Here is an 18,825-nt window from a genome sequence, read left to right on the forward strand (position 1 = left end):
TTGCTGTTATCTTAAAGCTTTAACCATTTCTGGTGTGACTTCTGTTTTGTTATTACCCCAGCTATTATAAATGTAAGTCAATACATTTGCGATTTCGTCGTCAGATAAATTCTGAGCAGGCATTACGTTATTGTATTTTTTACCGTTAACGGTTACTTCTCCAGTCAAACCATGAAGAATTGTTTTAATTGCACGTTTAGAATCGGCATTTAAATAATCTGATTTTGCTAGAGGAGGGAAAGTGCCTGGAATTCCCTGACCTTCAGATTGATGACAAGCAAAACAAGTGGTTCCAAAAATATCTTTACCAATTTTTACTTTTTCTTCAACGGTACGTTTTGAAATTGCAGCTTTTGCAGTTGTACTTCCCGGCATTTTCTGAATGGTGCCGCCTTCAGGTAGGTAAATACCTTCTTGGATAGTTCCAGAGTAAACGTTTTTGTTTTCTTTTCCCTCGACTTTCAACATTCCCAAAGCGCCTTTATTAAATGCCCTGAAAATAGAATGGTCAACCAAGATAAAAGTTCCTGGAGTTTCTACTTTAAAATCTACAATTGCAGCACCTCCCGCTGGGATTAAAGTAGTCTGAACATTTTTATTTACTGTACTTCCGCCTTCAACATGCACATTGTCAAATATTTCTCCAATAACATGGAAAGAAGAAACTAAATTTGGACCGCCGTTTCCAACAAACAAACGAACTGTTTCGCCCACTTTTGCAGTTAATTCACCTCCATTTGTTAAAGAACCTACTTTTCCATTAAATACCACATAATCGGGAGTTTCTTTAACCGCTTTATTCATATCAAATGGCTGAAGACCTTTTGCGCCATATTCGCCTTGAGTATAAAAATCACCCTGCATTACGTAGTACTCTTTATCAACAGGAGGAAGTCCGCCTTCAGGTTCAACCAAAATTAATCCGTACATACCATTTGCAATGTGCATTCCTACGGGAGCAGTTGCGCAGTGATACACATACAATCCTGGATTAATGACTTTAAAACTGAATACTTTTTCATGTCCAGGTGCTACAAGAGAAGAAGTTGCTCCTCCGCCGGGACCCGTTACAGCGTGTAAATCTATATTGTGCGGTAATTTGTTATCGGGATGGTTTTTTAAATGAAATTCTACTTCATCTCCAACACGTGTTCTAATGAAACTTCCCGGAACAGAACCTCCAAATGTCCAGTATGTATATTTTACACCATCAGTCATTGTACCTTCCTGTTCTTTTATTTCCATGTTTAATTTCAATTTCATGGCTGTTCTATTTCCAACTGGTTTTGGAACGTGAGGAGGCGAAGTAAGCTCAGCATCCATTTCACCTTCGGTCATAATATCGGCATAATTATGCGCCTCATTTTTCTTGCAGCTTCCGAACAGAAAAAGCATAAAAAATGAACAAAATATAATGTTCATTTTAATCCAAAATTTGTAATTACTTTTCATAATACTTTGGTTTTGTTATCGTTTAAATTATGACTCAAAAATAAAAGACTGATTTGTCTTTTATTATGATAAAAATCATGTTTGGTAAGAATTGTAAGATAATTGATGAAATTTAGCAGGATGTTTCTAGAAGGTAAATCTTACTAACAAAAGCTTGTTGATTATTTTTTAATAAAAATAAATGACACTCTGAATTTTAGAATAATAATGATTAATTTTGCTCGCTGATTAAGTTAAAAAAATTACTACACTATATTATGGTAAAAGATTTATTCGAAAGAATTCAGGACAATAAAGGACCGTTAGGAAAATGGGCTTCTCAAGCAGAAGGTTATTACGTTTTCCCAAAGTTAGAAGGTGAGTTGGGTCCTAGAATGACTTTTCACGGAAAAAATATTTTAAACTGGAGTTTAAATGATTATTTAGGTTTAGCTAATCATCCAGAAGTTCGTAAAGCAGATACAGATGCAGCAGCTCAGTTTGGTGCAGCTTATCCTATGGGAGCTCGTATGATGTCTGGACACACTACTTATCATGAGCAGTTAGAAAATGAATTAGCATCTTTTGTTATGAAAGAATCTGCTTATTTATTGAATTTTGGTTACCAAGGAATGGTTTCTATCATTGATGCTTTGGTTACTAAAAATGATATTATTGTTTATGATGTAGATTCACATGCTTGTATCATTGATGGTGTTCGTTTGCACATGGGTAAGCGTTTCACATACAAACACAATGATCTTGAAAGTATGGAGAAAAACTTGCAGCGTGCTACTAAAATGGCAGAAGAAACAGGCGGTGGTATTTTATTTATTACCGAAGGTGTTTTTGGAATGCGCGGACAGCAAGGAAAACTAAAAGAGATTGTTGCCTTAAAACAAAAATACAATTTCCGTTTATTAGTAGATGATGCACACGGTTTTGGTACACTTGGTAAAACAGGTGCTGGAGCAGGTGAGGAGCAGGGAGTTCAAGACGATATTGATGTTTACTTCTCTACTTTTGCAAAATCTATGGCTAATATTGGTGCTTTCGTAGCGGCTGATAAAACAGTTATAGATTACTTAAAATACAATTTACGTTCTCAAATGTTTGCAAAAGCGTTACCAATGATCCAGACAATCGGTTCTTTGAAGCGTTTAGAATTATTGCGTAATTCTTCTGAAATTAAAGATAAACTTTGGGAAAATGTAAATGCATTACAAAGTGGTCTTAAAGAAAAAGGATTTAATATTGGAGATACAAATACTTGTATTACACCAGTTTATTTGGAAGGAAGTATTCCTGAGGCAATGGTAATGGTAAACGATTTAAGAGAAAACTACGGTATTTTCCTTTCTATTGTTGTTTATCCAGTTATTCCAAAAGGAATTATTTTATTAAGAATGATCCCAACGGCTTCTCATACTCTAGCTGATATCGATGAAACGTTAACAGCTTTCGAAGCGATTCGTGAGAAATTGGTAAACGGAACTTATAAAGAAATTGCAGAACGTACTACAGTAGACGTTTCGTAATTCATAAAAATAGATTTCCTTAGGTGGGAATTATGTAAAAAATCCATTCGTTATGCGAATGGATTTTTTTTTATTTAAGGTAACTTTATATCATAATCACAAAATAAAAATAACAATTATGAGAAGAGTATTAACACTAACGACCCTTATTTTGACGGTTCTGGTATCTTGTAAAAAAGAAACAACTACAACAGAGCCAGTACAAATAACACCAAGTCCGCCAAAAGAAGCAGAAATTGTAGAACCAGCAGGAGATCAATGTTATGCTTGGAAAGCCGGCGGCAGTATTATTGAAATGAGTTTTAATGTAAACTCACATCAAGAAGTAAACGGAAAATTAAGCTACAATTTAGTAGGAAAAGATAGAAATGAAGGAACGCTGATTGGTAACATGAAAGGCGATACTTTAATTGCCGATTATACTTTTAGTTCAGAAGGAGTTTCATCTGTTAGAGAAGTTGCTTTTTTACAAAAAGACGGTACTTTCATTGAAGGATACGGCGATGTAGTAACAGCAAATGACAAAGTTTCTTTTAAAGATAAAACAAAACTAAAATTTGACGCAAAAAATACATTAACAAAAGTAGATTGCAAAGTAGAATAAATAAGAGTGTTTAAATGTGAAAAATCCATTCGTTTTGGGGGCGAATGGATTTTTTTATGCTTAAAACTAATGACTAAGAAACTAAGTACTAAGAACTAATTAAAGATTCTTCAAATAAGTCTTTCTCTGACAGTGAATGATTGGATCGAAGTTTTTCCAAAGTAAGTGAATTGCGTTGTTCTCTAATAATTCTGGAGTTCTAATACAATTTCGAATTCCCTTTTCTGAAAATGTTTTATAATATTCATCAAAAATAATTGCCGTTACACCTTTATTCTGGTAATCAGGATGAACTCCGATGAGGTAAAAAACAACATCTTTACTGTGTTTTTTGGCTTTTAATAACTGTAAAAAACCAAACGGAAATAATTTTCCTTTAATTTTTTGCAATGCTTCTGTAAAACTTGGCATTACAATACTGAAGGCTACTAAATTATCATCTTTATCCACAACAAATTTGATGTATTCTGGATTGATAAAACTGATGTATTTCTTTTTAAAATACTCTTTTTGGATATCAGAAATTGCAACAAACGAAGCAAGTTTAGCGTAGCTTTCGTTAAACAAATCGAACATTTTATCTACGTGAGGCATAATGTCTTTTGTCTTAGTGAAATTGAGTGCTCGAAGTTCGTAGCGTTTTTTAATTAAAGCCTGCGCTTTTAAGAAAAACTCTGGTTTTACATTAGAAAAAGGAAATATACTTTCGATATATTGTTTCTCAACTTGAAAACCTAACTGCTCTAAATGCGTAACATAATACGGATGATTGTACCAAGTGATCATTGTTCCAACTTGATCGTAACCTTCTGTAAGGACACCAACTTTATCTAAATTTGAGAATCCCATTGGTCCTTCGGCATGCTCAAGATTATGTTTTCTTCCTAGTTCAAAAACCTTTTCAAGCAAAGCCTTAGTTACTTCGATATCATCAATAACATCAAACCAGCCAAAACGTACTTTCCTTTTATGTTGATTGTTGACTTCAGACCAATTAATAATAGCAGTTATACGTCCCACAACCTTGTTGTCTCTGTAAGCCATATAAAAGTATGCTTCAGCATTATCAAAAGCAGGATTTTTGGTTTTATCGAATGATTCCAATTCGTCTGCAATAATGGGCGGTACCCAATACGGATTATCCTTATATATGGAAAAAGGAAATTTAATATATTCCGTTAATTCTTTTTTGCTTTTGGCTTCTTTTATTGTAATCATTAAAGTGGTATTGAGAGTCTCTTTTTAGTTGAGTTTGGTTATTATTTATTCGTATTTGGCTTTACGTCTTCTTTCTTTTTCTTGGTAATCAACATTTTTTTCATTTTCAGGATTCTTTTTTGCTTTTTCCTGAGCTTTATTTAAATCTTGTTTTTCTTTATACCATCCATCGTAACGCCATGAAATTCCAACACCGCCGTACAAAACAGAAGGCGTATTTTTAAAGTTGGTGCTTATAGAAGCGTCAACCTGCATGTTTGGAGAGAGCAGATAAGCCGCTCCGCCGCGAACAATTGCATCGCTGTAAAAATCACTTTTATAACCCTGATTTTCTACAAATCCAGACCATTTTTCGTTAAATCCGTGTGTCAAAGTTAATACATATCCATAACTTGGATAATCAGTTCCAATGTAATCAGCAATAATATTAGTTACAAAAACCCATTTTCCTCCACCAAATAAATTTTGTGTAATTAAGGAAACTTTTGGAGAAATGGCTCCGTCCGGCGAAAAATAATAAGGATTGTCGGCACCAACAAAATTTGCTCCTGCAAATATAGAAACTGCTGGGATTAATTCACGCCAATTGAAACTATGATTGGCTTTATAGCTGTAGATGTTTACTTCTTTTTTGTTTCTGTAAGGATCGTAGATTAAATATTTGGCACCTAAAACAGTCTGCCTGAAATTATTTTTTTTGTAGCTGGTAAATGGAGTGTCAAAATTTTCCATTTGATATTGAACATCAAGAACAAATTCTAATTGTTCAAAAAAAGCGCCGTATCTAAGCGAAAAGTCGGTTCCAAAACCGCTGGCATCGTAATTTAAAAGATCATGTTTTTCTTTGATGCCGTAAACTCCTAATTCGGCTTGGATTACTGATTTTCCAACACCGTATGCGGACATAGTTTCGCCTGGGCGATTTGAGTTGATGACATCAGTATATTGTGCAAAAAACAATTGTGGAATAAAAAAAAGTACCGGGGCAAGTAAGTTTTTAATTTTGGACATATAATTTTTTTTGGATTAAAATATAATAACGCATATCAAATGTACATATTTTATTATTTATTTAAGATTCATATTTTATTTTTAAACAACGGATTTATTAATTTTGGAAAAAATTTTACAGTTATGCAAGAAGCATCATTTTCAGGTTTAAGATTAATTATTGGCATTATTGCCTTTTATTACATTTTTAAATTCTTAGCTAGAATCTTTTTACCAGTTTTGGTGAAAAAGGCTGTTGAAAACGCAAGTCAAAATTTTCAAAGACAACAGCAATATCAAAGTAATACATGGCAGAATAATAATACCAATACTAAAGACGAAATAATTATTAATACTGCAAATGCTAAAAACCCGCGCGAAACCAAAAAAGTGGGAGAGTATGTTGATTACGAAGAAATAGATTAGATTTGTGTCCTGATAATTTAGGATTCATTTTAACCCAAACCAGCCAAAATTGAAAATAATAAATAAGTTCTATCCGCACGCCCTTGTTGTACTGGGCTTTATCCTTGTTTCATTAATTTATTTTTATCCAGTTCTACAAGGAAAACAAATTTTCCAATCTGACATCGCTCAATACACCGGAATGGCAAAAGAGCAAAACGATTTTAGAGCAGTGGAAAATGCTGAACCTTATTGGACCAATTCAGCTTTTGGCGGTATGCCGACTTATCAGCTTGGAGCCAATTATCCAAATGATTTTGTTGGGAAAATAGATGATGTACTGCGTTTTCTGCCGCGTCCTGCAGATTACTTATTTTTATATTTTCTTGGATTCTACGGTTTGTTATTAGTTTTAAAAACAGATCCATTAAAGGCTTTTATTGGAGCCATTGCGTTTGGTTTTTCTACTTATTTAATCATTATTTTAGGAGTTGGACACAATGCCAAAGCTCACGCGATTGCGTATATGCCTTTGGTAATTGCGGGTTTTATACTCGTCTTTCAGAAAAAATATGTCTGGGGAGGTCTGCTCACCATGTTTGCCGTGGCGTTAGAAATTAATGCCAACCACTTTCAAATGACCTATTATCTATTGATTTTCTTATTGATACTTTCAGGTTATTATGCTTTTGACTTCATTAAAAACAAAGAATATAAGCCGCTTTTAATTTCAATTGGCACTTTGACTGTTGCAGGGATTTTTGCAATTGGCGCCAATGCCGGAAATTTATTAGCAACAAGCGAATACGCAAAATACAGTATTAGAGATAAAAGTGAGCTGACTTTTAATCCAGACGGATCTAAAAATGAGACTACTGCAGCTATGACAACAGATTATATCACAGAATATAGTTATGGTATTGCAGAAAGCTTAAATTTAATTGCACCTCGAATTTTTGGAGGTTCAAGCCACGAAAATGTAGGTACAGACAGCCGTATGTACGAATTTATGCTGGAAAAAGGAGTTCCAGCAAGTCAGGCGCAAGATTTCGTTTCAGGAATGCCAACTTATTGGGGAGATCAGCCAATAGTTTCTGCACCCGCCTATATTGGAGCAGTAGTGTTCTTTTTGGCAGTTTTAGCATTGTTTATAGACGAAAGAAAAATCAAATATGTATTTCTAACAGGAGCCTTGTTTACACTGGTGCTTTCTTGGGGAAAAAATTTCTCATTACTGACAAACTTTTTCATAGAGTATGTACCAATGTATGATAAGTTTAGAGCTGTTTCTTCTATTCAGGTTATTTTAGAACTGTGTTTTCCTGTTTTGGCTGTTATGGGATTGCAGTCATTCTTTAAAGCTAAAGATGAACCAAAATTACAGCAAAAAGCTTTAGTACAAACGGGAGTTTTTGGCTTAGGAGTAATTGCAATTTTAGTTATTGCTAAAGGATTTTTCCATTTTACAGGAGCAAGCGATCAATATTTTTTAGAAAGCTACGGGCCGGAATTTGTGGATGCACTGAAAGAAGACAGGATGACAATGTATTACGCAGATTTATTGCGATCTGGATTTTTAATCGTAATTACTTTTGTGATTTTATGGATGTTCATTAAAAATAAATTTTCTCAAAGAACAACTTTAATTGTAGTTGGAATTGTAATGATTTTTGATTTGTTTTTTGTGGACAAAAAATATGTTTCTGCAAAAGATTTTGTAAGTCCAGTTCAAATTGCAGCACCTTTTCAAGAAACACCTGCCGATTCTCAGATTTTAAAAGATACATCGATTTACCGTGTTTTTGATCTTCAAGGACAATTGCAGGGAAGATCTTCGTACTTCCATAAAACAATTGGTGGATATAGTGCTGTAAGACCTAGAAGAATGCAGCAATTGTATGATTATCAAATTGCTAAAAATAACCTTGAAATACTTAATATGCTTAACGTTAAGTATGTAATTCAAGTAGATAAAGAAGGAAGCCAGATTCCGACTCAAAATCCAGATGCTAACGGAAATGCTTGGTTTGTAAGTGCTGTAAAATTGGTTAACAAACCAGACGACGTTATGAAAGCGTTGAATACTCTGGATACCAAAAAAGTAGCGGTCTTCAATGTTCATGAGCATGAAAGTAAATTTCAAAATGCAAGATTAAAGAAAGCTTTTGATACAACTGGAACAATTAAAGTAGTTACATATAAACCAAATTATATTAAATACAAGTCTGAGAACGAGAAAGATGGTTTAGCTGTCTTCTCTGAGATGTATTATAAAAATGGATGGAACGCATATATAGACGGTAAATTGACCGATCATTTCCCTGTTGATTATGTTTTAAGAGCAATGGAAATTCCAGGAGGAAAACATACAATCGAATTTAAATTTGAGCCTCAAGTTATAAAAACTGGAGGAACAATTACGCTGATTAGTTCAATTGGAATGTTACTGCTTTTAGCTGGAGGAATTTATTTTGAAAAATTCTACCGCAAAGGTTCACAAAGTGACAACGGAGATAAAAAATAATTTAAAATCTTTGCGATACTTAGCGGATTCTTTGCGAATCTCTGTGGAACTGAATAATCTTAAATGGAACAAAAAAAACTTTTAATAATTACCTATTACTTTCCGCCTGCGGGAGGGCCGGGTGTACAGCGCTGGTTGAAATTTGTAAAATATCTGCCGGAATTTAATGTACAGCCAATCGTATATGTTCCAGAAAATCCAACATATCCCATTGTTGATGAAGGTTTAGTTAGCGAAGTATCTGATAAGGTAATTGTTCTAAAAAACAAAATTTGGGAACCTTACCAGCTGGCTTCAGTTTTTTCAAAAAATAAGACCAAAAAAATCAGTTCAGGAATTTTCCCGCAAAAGAAAAAGCAGACTTTTTTGGATAAAACTTTTCTTTGGGTTCGAGGAAATCTTTTTATTCCAGACGCGCGTGTTTTTTGGGTAAAACCTTCTGTGTCTTATCTTGAAAGATATATTAGAGAAAATAATATTGATACTATTGTCACTTCGGGACCGCCGCATAGTCTGCATTTAATTGGTTTAGAGTTACAGCAAAAATTAAAAGTAAAATGGTTTGCCGATTTTCGTGATCCTTGGACTACGATCGGCTATCACAAAGCGCTTCGTTTATCCTCATATGCTGAAAAGAAGCATAAAAGTTTAGAGCACAAAGTACTTAATTCGGCGGATGAAATTATTGTAACCAGTAAAACCACAAAAACTGAATTTGAGGCTATTACAAACAAACCAATTACGGTTATTACAAATGGCTATGATGTTGAAACTGTAGAAAAACAGACCTTAGACAGTAAATTTTCTTTAGCTCATATTGGCTCTTTTTTATCAGACAGAAACCCGCCATTTCTGTGGGAGGTTTTAGTTGAACTAGTAAAAGAAGTACCTGATTTTAAATCTCATTTAGAAATTAAACTTATTGGCGCTGTGAGTCAAGAAGTTTTAGATGCAATACAAGAACATCAATTAAAAGACTATTTGAATTTAGTAGGTTACGTTTCTCACAAAGAAGCGGTTGCGCACCAAAGAAAATCTCAAGTTTTACTTTTAATCGAGATTAATTCTGAAGATACTAAAAGCATTATTCCGGGAAAATTGTTTGAATATATGGTTTCCAACCGCCCAATTATAGCTATTGGACCTGAAGGTTCTGATTTTGCAGATATTGTGACACAAACTAATACAGGCGTATTTTTTGATTATTCTGAAAAAGCGAGGTTAAAAAGTGTAATTTTGGACTTTTTTAATCAGTTTTTGGAAGGGAAATTGCAGGCACACGGAATTGGTTTACAGCAATATTCCAGAAAAAATCTAACCAGACAACTGGCGCAGCTGATTAGTAAATCATAAGATTGTAAAAAATCTAAACTCTAAAATTTAAATTCAGAAATCCAAATATGGGTATTGTCTTAAATCAGTCTTTTAAAAATACTATAATTACCTATATTGGTTTCGGAATCGGGGCCATTAATACATTATATCTTTACCCTGTTTTTCTTGGTGCAACATATTATGCTTTAACTAATTATATCACATCTGCTGCTAACGTAATTATGCCCTTATTTGCAATTGGAATGCAAAATACACTGGTAAAATTTTATTCGCAGTATAAAACAGAAGAAGAAAGAGAGCAGTTTTTGTCTTTTACGGCATTGTTTCCAATTTTGATGTGTATTCCGCTCGGACTAATTGGAATTTTTTTCTACGATGATATAACCGATTTTGTTTCAAAGGAAAATCCTGTTGTTCGTGAATTTATGCTTTTGATTCCTTTTATCGGAATTTGTATGGCGTATTTTGAGATTTTTTACGCATGGGCTAGAGTGCATATGCATTCGGTTTTTGGGAATTTTATCAAAGAAGTAGGTTTACGACTGCTTTCTACAATTGCCTTAATTGGACTTTATTTTAAATGGATTAGCTTAATTGAATTTGTGTATGTAACCGCAGCTATTTATTTCATGGCTTTTATTGTTACAATGTTGTATGCGTTTTATATAAAGAAGCCTAATTTTCAGATTACAATACCTGAAAATGTGAAAAGTGTAATGGAGTATACTTTTTATATAATTTTATCAGGAAGCGTAGCTAATCTGCTTTTAGATGGTGATAAATTGATGCTGAATCAATACATGAAGATTGAAAATATAGCTTATTATTCTGTTGCTACTTATATTGCTTTGGTGATTTCTGTTCCGAGCCGTGCTATGCATCAAATTGTGTATCCAATTACAGCTAAATTAATGCATGAAAACAAATATGACGAATTAAATCAGTTATATAAAAAAACCTCTATCAACCTTCAAATGGTGGGTGGATTTGTTATGCTTTGTATTTTTGTAAATATCAATCAATTATATGAATTAGTTCCAAAGGAGTACAGCGGTGGAATTTCTGTTGTATTCATGATTGGCCTTTCTAAATATTTTGATTTGATTTTAGGAAACAATAATGCCATTATTTTCAACACAAAATATTACCGAATGGTGTTGTATTTAGGTTTAATGTTAGTGGTTTTAACCATTATTTTAAACATGATCTTTATTCCTATTTTAGGGATTTTCGGTTCAGCATTTGCAACACTTTTGTCTATAACTTTGTACAGTTTAGCTAAGCTGCTGTTTGTGGTTAAGAAACTTCATCTTTATCCTTTTACCAAACAAACGATTTACTCAATGCTGCTTACTTTTGCATTGTTCCTGATTTTCTACTTTTGGGAATTTCCATTTTTCCAATTGATCAGTATTGCTTTAAAATCGATTTTGGTGACTATTTTATATGTTTATTTGAATTATAAATTCGAAATTTCAAAAGATATAAATAATGTTATCGACTCGATTTTTAAGAAGATTGGAATTAGGATTTAAGTTTTATATTTAAATTTCTTTAATTAAAAACTTCGGCTATTGTATTGTTTTTAACGATTTAGAATTGCCTTAAGTTAGGCTGAAACTACTATAAAAGTTGTATGTTTTTTTAAAAGTAAAGCTGGATTTCGCATTTTTAATTTGACATCAAGGTTAAATAATTGAAATCGATTTATTAAATAAAAAATTTTAACACGTAATTATTTTGTAATTAATTTAATAAAAATTAACTTTATACTGCAAATTTAGCACAACTTTGAAGAAATTGCAGATTTATTTGTAACAAAATCACTGAATGTAGGTATTTTTTTATGTTTTTAATATCAATACCTTTGTAATAAATTGTGCAAGAAAAAGTTTATGATTAATGTAGAAATGTAGATTAGAATAATTATGAAAGACAATCATCTCAGCCAGGAACAAAGCATGCAGGTATTTTCTAATATGATATCAAATAAAGTTCATAATGGATTTACTTTAGAAGAGAGAAACGATGAATTCCTTTTTGCTGTCTTATCGAAAGGAGGAAAAGTCGTTAACCACAGTTTGAATTTCTTGATTTTTTGTTTAACTCTAGGTTTATGGTCATTTGCTTGGCTGTATTTAACCTTTGAGGCATCAAAACAAAAAAAGGTTTTAGTAGCTATAGACGAAGATGGAGTTCCTTTTGAGGAAAGATGTTTAGTAGCTTAGCATTTTTAAAGAAATAAAATAAAATAAAAGCCATAAATGCATTCTTAATCAAAATGTATTTATGGCTTATTTTTTTTAGAATGATTATTTTATAGCTTGTCTTTTAGATAAACACCTGTAACCGATTCTTTTACTTTTACAATTTCTTCAGGAGTTCCAGAAGCGAGCAGATGTCCGCCGTTTTCTCCACCTTCTGGGCCTAAATCCAAAATCCAGTCGGCACATTTTATTAAATCCAGATTATGTTCGATGACGATAATAGAATGTCCTTTATCTATTAATGCATCAAATGACGCTAGAAGCTTTTTGATGTCATGGAAATGAAGACCAGTTGTAGGCTCATCAAAAACAAATAATGCCTTATCCTTAGTTGCACCTTTTACCAAGAAAGAAGCCAGTTTAATACGCTGGGCTTCACCACCAGAAAGAGTAGAAGAAGATTGTCCTAATTGTACATAACCTAATCCAACATCTTGTAAAGGCTGTAATTTCTGCGTTATTTTCGACTGCTTGTTTTTTTCAAAGAAAGTAATAGCATCATCAATAGTCATAGTCAGAATGTCATTGATGTTTTGATTATCAAAAGTAACCTCTAAGATTTCTTTTTTGAATCTTTTTCCACCGCAAGTTTCGCAAGGAAGTGAGACATCGGCCATAAAGACCATCTCGACGTTTATAGAGCCTTCTCCTTTACAAGTTTCGCATCGGCCTCCGTCTACGTTAAAAGAAAAATGTTTGGCCTGATAGCCTCTTATTTTAGATAATTTTTCTTTTGCATACAAATCTCGAATGTCATCGTATGCTTTGATATAGGTCACAGGATTAGATCTCGAACTTCTTCCAATCGGATTCTGGTCTACATATTCAATATGTTTAATTTGAGAAAATGAACCCTTTAGTTCGCTGAATTGACCTGCTTTTTCGGCGGCGCTTTCCAGTTTTTTCTGCATTGCAGGAAACAATATCTTTTTGATCAAAGTACTTTTTCCACTTCCAGAAACCCCGGTAACAACTGTTAAGACATCTAGAGGAAAAGTAACATTGATGTTTTTTAAATTGTTTTCGCGAGCGCCAACAATATCAATATGGTTTTTAAATTTTCTTCTTTTCTTTGGAACCGAAATTTCTAAATCTCCGTTGAGATATTTAGCAGTTAACGAGTCAGATTTTAAAATTTCATCATAAGTTCCTTGCGCCACAAGATTTCCTCCAAAAGTTCCAGCTTCAGGACCAATATCAATAATCATGTCGGCAGCTTTCATAATGTCTTCATCGTGTTCCACTACAATAACCGTATTGCCTAAATCACGAAGAGAAAGTAAAACTTTTATCAGACGTTCAGAATCTTTTGGATGAAGGCCAATACTTGGCTCATCTAAAATATACATAGATCCAACTAAACTGCTCCCAAGAGAAGTAGCAAGATTAATACGCTGCGATTCACCTCCTGAAAGTGTAGCGGAATTTCGATTTAAAGTAAGATAATCTAATCCGACTTCGGTTAAGAATGACAAACGATTGTTGATTTCGACCATCAAACGTTTCGCAATCTGCTGTTCGTAAACATTTAATTCGATGTTTTTAAAGAAAGTTACCAAATGCTTTATTGGTAAATCAACTAAATCAGAAACTGTTTTACTATTAATTTTTACGTAAGAAGCTTCTTCGCGTAAGCGCTTGCCTTTACACACATGGCATTTTGTTTTGCCGCGGTAACGCGATAACATTACGCGGTTTTGAATTTTATAATTCTTTTCTTCTAATTCTCTAAAGAAATCATTAAGTCCTTGGAAATACTGATTTCCAGTCCAGATTAAATCTTTCTGTTCTTCGGTAAGTTGAAAATAAGGTTTGTGAATAGGGAAATCAAACTTATAAGCATGTTTAACCAATTCGTCTTTATACCAGCTCATACTATCGCCTCGCCAAGGATAAATGGCACTTTCAAAAACTGATAAAGAAGTATTTGGAACAACCAAATCGGCATCAATACCTATTATATTTCCATAACCTTCACAAACGGGACAAGCTCCGTAAGGATTGTTAAAACTGAATAAGTGAACATTTGGTTCTAAGAAATTAATTCCGTCCAGTTCAAATTTATTCGAGTAAGAAAATCTTTTATCAGATTCCAATTCTTGAAGATAACAAATACCTTTTCCTTCAAAAAAAGCAGTCTGCACAGCATCTGAAAGGCGGTTGTAAAATTCCTCTTCTTCCTTTACAATGATACGATCAATAACAAGCAGTATGTCTTTATTGTCAAATTTATGAAGATCCGAAGGTGTAAATTCGTCCAGACGAACCATTTCGTTATCAACCAAAATACGGGCAAAACCTTGCTGCAGTAAAACTTTTAATTTGTCTTCAAGCTGTCTTCCTTCTTCAAGATGAATCGGAGAGAGCAAAAGCCATCTGCTGTCAATTGGCAGAGTTTTCACGTCAGAAATAACATCTGTTACCGTATTTTTTTTGACTTCTTGTCCAGAGATAGGAGAGTATGTGCGGCCTATTCGGGCAAACAAAAGTTTGATGTAATCATAAATTTCTGTTGATGTTCCTACAGTCGAACGGGCGTTTGTCGTATTTACCTTCTGTTCAATAGCAATTGCGGGTGCGATACCTTTAATATATTCAACTTTAGGTTTATCCAAGCGTCCTAAAAACTGACGTGCATAAGAAGATAAACTTTCTACATAACGTCTTTGTCCTTCGGCATATAAAGTATCAAAAGCTAAACTCGATTTTCCTGATCCAGAAAGACCTGTTATAACAACAAGTTTGTTTCTCGGAATAACCACATCTACATTTTTTAGATTATGTACTTGTGCTCCTTTTATTATAATATTTGATTTTGGGTCTATTTTAGAAAGATCAATTTGCATAAAAAAGTCAATTTTTACAAAAGTAATCAATTTTGAATTGGATTTTGTTAAGGATATAGTTCCAAATTCTAACTATTTTACCATAATATAAATCAGTTTAAAGAGTTGTTTTTCCGATAATTCTGATTTTTTTTTAACATAAAATTCAAGTAAAACTGTAAAAGACAAAAAAAAGCTCTATATTGTCATCAGCTTAAATCGAAAATTATATTGATTTACGTTCAGAATTAATAAAAAGCACAATTTAATATCATTAATTGTAAGGTATTTATCGCTATTTTTTGAAAGACATGCTTTATCTTCAAATCAGAGGTTTAGTGTTGTTTCAATGTAAACTTTAAGTTTATCTTACTTTAATAAATTTTTTACTAATAATTATTAGTGGTTTTATTTGCATTTTCAAATAATAATTTGTTAAATTTGACCACAATATTAACACAACTCAACAAAAAAAAGATCGCCTATTTAGAAAAACTACTTTTTAGAAAAAATTACTCCAAATTTTAAAACAAAAACTAAAAAAGTAGTATTATGGCAGATCTGCATATTCCAGACGCTCTATTAGTTAAAAACTATGTTGAAGGCAGTGAGGCTGCTTTGGCAACATTGATAAAAAGGCATGAATCTAAGATATATGGTTTTATATATTCTAAGATTGCTGATAGAGATATTTCAAATGATATTTTTCAAGATACATTTATTAAAGTAATCAAAACTTTAAAAAGTAATTCTTATAACGAAGAGGGAAAATTCCTTCCGTGGGTAATGCGAATTTCCCATAACTTGATTGTGGATCATTTCCGTAAAACCAAGAAAATGCCAATGTATAGAGAAACAGAAGAGTTTTCTATTTTTTCTATTATGTCAGACGACGCATTGACTATTGAAGGTAAAATGATTGTAGATCAAGTTGAAATTGATTTAAAAAAGCTTATCGAAGAACTTCCTGAAGATCAAAAAGAAGTACTTGTAATGCGAATGTATCAAGATATGAGTTTCAAAGAAATCTCGGAGATTACAGGCGTAAGTATCAATACTGCACTAGGAAGAATGCGTTATGCATTAATGAATTTGAGAAAAATAATTGAGAAACATCAAATTATTTTAACCAACTAATACTATTTTGATAATTAGCTCGTTATATTGGTATAAATCATTTTTACAATATGGCGAAAATTTACTCAAAAAAAGCACTAGCTTCTAAAAATCTTAAACCTAATAAAGAAATCGTTTCTTTCTTATTGAATTATTCTCAAGCATTAACTGTAGTTAAGGTTGAAGATAAAAGTTTTGAGATTATAGCTAATTAAACAGCCCACTGCTCCTGTCGGATGTTTATAAAAATAAAAACCAAATGGTCGTTTTGGTTCAAATGCTCACTATTCGTATGTAGATACAGATAGTGAGTTTTTTTATACAAAAATGTTCAGCTCTTTTAATTTTTTTATAAGTTTTTTATATCATTTTCTGTCTAGTTTTGTTAAAATTTAATATTTTGATTGGATTTTGTGTGTTTATTTAGTTTTTAATTTTATTTTAGTTAAAAAGTAATTTTTTATTCATTAAAAAAGCTTTTATAAGGATTTTTTCTTAGTAATATTTTTATTTTAAACACTAAATCAAAAACAATAGTAAATTAATATTTAAATACTTAACCCAAAACCAGATTATTTATGAAAAAAAACTACCCTGCTTTATTTTGTTAAGTTTAATGTTCATTTGATTTTGAGCAGAAAATATTTGGACCAGAAAATATTTTTTGCCTGCAAAGTAGTCGAGATAATTTAATTCACTTTTAATTATCTGCTCCACTACGCCTCAATAAAAAGAAATCATTTAATCAACCAAAACTTAACTGTAAAATGAAAGAGAAAATAACAATGTTATCATGCCTTTTTATGATAAGCATAGGCGCATTTGCCCAAAAAGATAAAATTAAAGAAGCGCAATCTTTGTATGAGAAAGGAAAAAGCGAAGAAGCTTTATCAATTTTAACAAAAACAGAATATCTTATTTTGAATGCTCCAGATGAGGATAAATCAGATTTTTACTTCTTAAAAGGAAATGTCTTAAAAGATTTAGCTGTAAAAAATATTGATGCGGCAAATAACTTTACATTAGCATCGCAAGCCTATCAAGATGTATTTTTATACGAAAACGAATCAGGTAAATTCAAATCTACTGTCAAAGCAAACATGGCTCTAAAAGACATGAAAGCGAGTCTTGTCAATGGTGCATCTGCAGATTTTAAAGCTGGAAAATTTAAAGAGAGTGCTGAAAAAAGTTATAAAGTGTATTTGTTTGATAAAAAAGATACGCTTAATTTATTTAACGCAGCATCATCGTCATTAAACGCAAAAGACTTTAATTCTGCTGTTACTTATTATGAACTCTTGAAAAAGATTAATTTTTCTGGAAAAGGAGTTATGTACTATGCTACAAATAAGAAAACAAAAGAAGAAGATGCTTTTATTTCGCCAAAAGCAAGAGAATCGGCTATTCAGCAGGGACTCTATGAGAAACCTAGAACAGAATCGATTCCTTCTAAAAGAATTGAAGTAAATACGAATCTCGCTTATTCTTACCTTGAAAAAAAGGACTATCCGAAAGCAGAAGTAACCTATAATTATGTTCTGGAATTAGAACCTAATAATATTGAGGCCTATATTAATTTAGCTTACTTGAAGTTACAGATCAAAAAGGATTTGGCAGAAGAAATTGCGGCATTAGGAACTACGCCAGCTGAAATGCAGAAATATGATAAATTGAATGCTAGAAAGGATGATATAACTCGAAGTGCGATTCCGTATCTAAAAAAGGCGCTTAGTATTGAACCTAAAAATCAAGACGCTGCAAAAATTCTCTTAGGAGTTTATCGTTCGCTGGACATGACGGCAGAGTATAATGCTTTAAAATCAGGAATGTAATTTTAAAACACAAAGTTATAAAGAAGCAAAGGCACAAAGTTTTTATTTTGTGCCTTGTTTTTTAGAAGGTTTTGGGGTTTCCATTTCTTCAATAATAGATTTTTTTCCAATTGTTTTGGTAATGATATCTTTTTCTAAGCTCCATCCTCTTGCAGGTGAATATTCACGGCCGTACCAAATTATCTGAAGATGTAAGTCGTTCCATAATTCTCTTGGAAATAATCTTTTTGCGTCTTTTTCAGTTTGAGCCACATTTTTTCCATTCGATAAATTCCAGCGGTACATTAGTCTATGGATATGTGTATCAACAGGAAAAGCAGGAACTCCAAAAGCCTGGGACATTACCACACTTGCAGTTTTATGTCCAACAGCAGGTAAAGCTTCAAGCGCTTCAAAACTTTGCGGTACTTCGCCGTTATGCTTTTCAATTAAAATCTCTGATAAACCGTAAATCCCTTTTGATTTCATAGGTGATAAACCACAAGGACGGATTATTTCCTTAATTTCTTCTACAGACATTTTAACCATGTCATACGGATTATCAGCCTTTGCAAATAATAAAGGAGTAATTTGATTTACACGCACATCTGTACATTGAGCAGAAAGCAAAACGGCAATCAAAAGCGTGTAAGGATCTTTATGGTCTAGCGGTACAGGTATGGTAGGGTAGAGTTCTTTTAACGTATTTATAACAAATTGTACGCGAGCTTCTTTATTCATTTCCGTATTTTTAATCCCGT

General features: G+C 32.6%; 15 protein-coding genes. 10 read left to right on the forward strand and 5 right to left on the reverse strand.

What is annotated here, in order from left to right; translation table 11 throughout:
* Nucleotides 1-6 precede the first annotated feature (6 nt).
* Nucleotides 7-1,422 (reverse strand): copper-containing nitrite reductase, encoded by a 1,416-nt coding sequence (gene nirK, locus HYN86_RS11315; RefSeq protein WP_394336095.1) that lies wholly within the window; start codon nucleotides 1,420-1,422, stop codon nucleotides 7-9.
* 287 nt (nucleotides 1,423-1,709) lie between these two features.
* Between nirK and HYN86_RS11320 the strand changes: the two genes are divergently transcribed.
* Complete coding sequence (locus tag HYN86_RS11320; protein WP_113678124.1) at nucleotides 1,710-2,969, forward strand: aminotransferase class I/II-fold pyridoxal phosphate-dependent enzyme; 1,260 nt, start codon at nucleotides 1,710-1,712, stop codon at nucleotides 2,967-2,969.
* 118 nt (nucleotides 2,970-3,087) lie between these two features.
* Nucleotides 3,088-3,573 (forward strand): hypothetical protein, encoded by a 486-nt coding sequence (locus HYN86_RS11325; RefSeq protein ID WP_113678125.1) that lies wholly within the window; start codon nucleotides 3,088-3,090, stop codon nucleotides 3,571-3,573.
* Nucleotides 3,574-3,672: 99 nt separating this feature from the next.
* On the opposite strand, the gene HYN86_RS11330 is transcribed toward HYN86_RS11325, so the two are convergent.
* Complete coding sequence (locus HYN86_RS11330; protein WP_113678126.1) at nucleotides 3,673-4,791, reverse strand: GTP cyclohydrolase; 1,119 nt, start codon at nucleotides 4,789-4,791, stop codon at nucleotides 3,673-3,675.
* A gap of 45 nt (nucleotides 4,792-4,836) precedes the next feature.
* On the reverse strand, nucleotides 4,837-5,802 hold the full coding sequence (locus HYN86_RS11335) for a transporter (RefSeq protein ID WP_113678127.1): 966 nt from the start codon (nucleotides 5,800-5,802) through the stop codon (nucleotides 4,837-4,839).
* Between the two features lie 123 nt (nucleotides 5,803-5,925).
* Between HYN86_RS11335 and HYN86_RS11340 the strand changes: the two genes are divergently transcribed.
* From HYN86_RS11340 to HYN86_RS11360, 5 genes are all read left to right on the forward strand, one after another.
* Nucleotides 5,926-6,207, forward strand: a complete 282-nt coding sequence (locus tag HYN86_RS11340) for a DUF4834 family protein (protein WP_113679919.1) — start codon at nucleotides 5,926-5,928, stop codon at nucleotides 6,205-6,207.
* Between the two features lie 49 nt (nucleotides 6,208-6,256).
* Nucleotides 6,257-8,710 carry a YfhO family protein gene (locus tag HYN86_RS11345; protein ID WP_113678128.1) on the forward strand — a complete coding sequence of 818 codons (2,454 nt, stop codon included), beginning with the start codon at nucleotides 6,257-6,259 and terminating at the stop codon, nucleotides 8,708-8,710.
* A gap of 63 nt (nucleotides 8,711-8,773) precedes the next feature.
* Nucleotides 8,774-10,063 (forward strand): glycosyltransferase family 4 protein, encoded by a 1,290-nt coding sequence (locus HYN86_RS11350; RefSeq protein ID WP_113678129.1) that lies wholly within the window; start codon nucleotides 8,774-8,776, stop codon nucleotides 10,061-10,063.
* Nucleotides 10,064-10,110: 47 nt separating this feature from the next.
* Complete coding sequence (locus HYN86_RS11355) at nucleotides 10,111-11,580, forward strand: lipopolysaccharide biosynthesis protein (RefSeq protein ID WP_113678130.1); 1,470 nt, start codon at nucleotides 10,111-10,113, stop codon at nucleotides 11,578-11,580.
* Nucleotides 11,581-11,973: 393 nt separating this feature from the next.
* Nucleotides 11,974-12,273, forward strand: a complete 300-nt coding sequence (locus tag HYN86_RS11360) for a hypothetical protein (RefSeq protein WP_205334596.1) — start codon at nucleotides 11,974-11,976, stop codon at nucleotides 12,271-12,273.
* An 89-nt stretch (nucleotides 12,274-12,362) separates the two neighbouring features.
* Here HYN86_RS11360 and uvrA read toward each other — a convergent pair whose 3' ends face one another.
* Nucleotides 12,363-15,158: an excinuclease ABC subunit UvrA gene (gene uvrA, locus HYN86_RS11365; RefSeq protein ID WP_113678131.1), complete on the reverse strand. Its 2,796-nt coding sequence runs from the start codon at nucleotides 15,156-15,158 to the stop codon at nucleotides 12,363-12,365.
* Nucleotides 15,159-15,689: 531 nt separating this feature from the next.
* Between uvrA and HYN86_RS11370 the strand changes: the two genes are divergently transcribed.
* The 3 genes from HYN86_RS11370 to HYN86_RS11375 all read left to right on the forward strand — a co-directional run bounded on the left by HYN86_RS11370 (nucleotide 15,690) and on the right by HYN86_RS11375 (nucleotide 18,085).
* On the forward strand, nucleotides 15,690-16,274 hold the full coding sequence (locus HYN86_RS11370) for an RNA polymerase sigma factor (RefSeq protein ID WP_095953225.1): 585 nt from the start codon (nucleotides 15,690-15,692) through the stop codon (nucleotides 16,272-16,274).
* A 50-nt stretch (nucleotides 16,275-16,324) separates the two neighbouring features.
* Nucleotides 16,325-16,468: a hypothetical protein gene (locus HYN86_RS21060; RefSeq protein WP_205334597.1), complete on the forward strand. Its 144-nt coding sequence runs from the start codon at nucleotides 16,325-16,327 to the stop codon at nucleotides 16,466-16,468.
* 552 nt (nucleotides 16,469-17,020) lie between these two features.
* Complete coding sequence (locus HYN86_RS11375; protein WP_113678132.1) at nucleotides 17,021-18,085, forward strand: tetratricopeptide repeat protein; 1,065 nt, start codon at nucleotides 17,021-17,023, stop codon at nucleotides 18,083-18,085.
* 42 nt (nucleotides 18,086-18,127) lie between these two features.
* On the opposite strand, the gene HYN86_RS11380 is transcribed toward HYN86_RS11375, so the two are convergent.
* Entirely contained in the window at nucleotides 18,128-18,805 is a 678-nt protein-coding gene (locus HYN86_RS11380; protein WP_113678133.1) for an endonuclease III domain-containing protein, read from the reverse strand.
* Nucleotides 18,806-18,825: the final 20 nt, after the last annotated feature.

Source organism: Flavobacterium fluviale (assembly GCF_003312915.1).
Classification (GTDB): domain Bacteria; phylum Bacteroidota; class Bacteroidia; order Flavobacteriales; family Flavobacteriaceae; genus Flavobacterium; species Flavobacterium fluviale.